Source organism: Caballeronia sp. BR00000012568055 (assembly GCF_029439455.1).
Classification (GTDB): Bacteria; Pseudomonadota; Gammaproteobacteria; order Burkholderiales; family Burkholderiaceae; genus Caballeronia.
In genome coordinates this window covers 1-1228 of record NZ_JAQFVG010000161.1, presented here as the reverse complement: position 1 = coordinate 1228, position 1228 = coordinate 1, and the positions used below count along the sequence as shown (strand labels likewise).

Below are 1228 nucleotides of genomic sequence, written 5' to 3'. Positions count from 1 at the left end.
CTGGATGGCTGCCACACGAGCCGACGCGTACGCCGCTTTCGACCGTTTCGTGTCGATCCATTCGGCGAAATATCCGAAGGCAACCGAGACGCTGAAAAAGGATCGCGAGAGCCTGTTGGCGTTCTACGACTTCCCCGCTGAGCACTGGCAGCATCTGCGGACGACCAACGCGATCGAGTCGACGTTCGCGACGGTACGTCATCGAACGACGCGTACGCGTAACTGCGTGTCGCGGCCTACCTTCCTCGGTCTGGCATTCAAGCTGATCGAGGAGGCGGAGAAAACCTGGCGCCGCATCAACGGACCGGAAAAGATCAAGCTGTTGCTCGAAGGCGTCCCCTTCAAGGACGGCGAACCGGTGCAAGACGATCGACCGGTTCAGCAGAAACTCGCCGCTTGAAATCGACCGTCACGATGCTGCTCATACACCACTCTTGACGTTAGCTCTTGGCAGGAAGCGTCGGCCTGCAAACCATGCGCAACGGCGCTGCCGAAGATTGCTTCGCTGCCTTGAGCGGTCGGAACAGAAAGGCCAGCGCCTTCGATTCCTGCGCAGCGACTTGCAACCGCCGCACCGCCTCCGGGCGCGCATCCGGCAACCAAATCAGCACTGCGCCAATGCCCTCCTGCTTCAACGCCTGCTCGGCGGCCCAAAGCACCTGATCTTCAGGCGATTTGACCCAGACGAGCTTGCTCGTCGGGATCTTCATCGCGCGAAATGCCATCCAATTGGGCTGCCACGGTGGCGCGATAAAAACGACCGAGCGGCTTCTGTTTGCCGTCAACTCGCGAATCGACCGCTCAAGCAAGCGGATTTCACCGACACCACTCTCTTCAATCAACACCTCGGTAATCGATCCGGACGTCCATCCGATACCCGGCAACGCCAAATCAAGCGTGCGATGGCCGCTCGAAACGACATCCAAGTCTTGTGGATAGACTTCTTCGCCCTGCCACATCTGCTGCTGCAGATGAGAGGTAACGCCAATATCGACTAGTGAAAGTGCTGCGCCCATGCGTTCCCCGTCCACGGATACAGGGTCCGATCGAGATAGGGGTTCGTCGGCCTTCTAGTGTACTGAATATTTATACAGTATAAGGGTGAGGGTTGGGGAGTGAGGAGGGTTTGTTGCCGCTGAACTGAAAAAATCGTATGTTGCTTTTCGACGCCCCAAACGCAAAAACCCCATCCGTGTGTGGATGGGGTTTTTGTTTGCAGCATGAGGAG

Annotated in this window: 2 protein-coding genes; one reads left to right on the top strand and one right to left on the bottom strand. The window is 57.6% G+C overall.

All coding sequences use genetic code 11. From position 1 onward, the window contains the following. The coding region (locus P7F28_RS09240) for a transposase (RefSeq protein WP_277184204.1) at nucleotides 1-400 on the top strand (400 nt) is incomplete at its 5' end. 40 nt (nucleotides 401-440) lie between these two features. Here P7F28_RS09240 and imuA read toward each other — a convergent pair. Beyond that, nucleotides 441-1016: a translesion DNA synthesis-associated protein ImuA gene (gene imuA / locus P7F28_RS09235; protein WP_277184210.1), complete on the bottom strand. Its 576-nt coding sequence runs from the start codon at nucleotides 1014-1016 to the stop codon at nucleotides 441-443. Nucleotides 1017-1228 lie beyond the last annotated feature (212 nt).

What these genes read in the sequence shown, in the direction of transcription:
- imuA (WP_277184210.1), bottom strand. Translation starts at nt 1,016, where the DNA reads ATGGGCGCAGCACTTTCACTAGTCGATATTGGCGTTACCTCTCATCTG.